Source organism: Corallococcus praedator (assembly GCF_003612125.1).
GTDB lineage: Bacteria > Myxococcota > Myxococcia > Myxococcales > Myxococcaceae > Corallococcus > Corallococcus praedator.
The window spans coordinates 1-463 of record NZ_RAWI01000949.1 but is presented as its reverse complement, the minus strand read 5'-3'; the positions used below and the strand labels follow the sequence as shown (position 1 = coordinate 463).

At 71.9% G+C, this 463-nt stretch carries 1 pseudogene; it reads left to right on the top strand.

The features are described 5' to 3' along the window. Positions 1–463, top strand: a pseudogene (locus tag D7Y13_RS46345) (RCC1 domain-containing protein); the annotation flags it as partial.

Below are 463 nucleotides of genomic sequence, written 5' to 3'. Positions count from 1 at the left end.
GCCCCGCATCCCGCGCATCCAACTGCCCGGGGAGTTCGTCTTCGGCCAGCCCGCCACCGTCACCTTCTTCGTCGAAGCCAACGCCAACGAAGCCCTGTCCTTCGTCCTCACCGCCGACCCCGCCGGGGGCTCCTTCGTGCCCTCCAGCGGGACGTTCACGCTCACCGGGACCTCCGGCGCGTTCGTCGCCCGCTACCTGCCCCCCTTCGGCCTGCCGAGCCCCGTGGACTTCACCCACTCGCTCACCGTCACCAACCCCGCCGGCCACTCCATCAGCACCACGTTCACCACGCGCGTGCTGCCCGCGGACCGCTCCACCGACTCGCTGGGCACCACCGTGCGCATCCTCTTCGCGCCCGTCATCAAGGGCCTGTCCGCATCCCGCCTCGCGGGCACCTCCGACGTCGCGTGGACCGCGTCCGTGTCCGACGACCAGCCCGCCCAGACGCTCGGCTACGCGTGG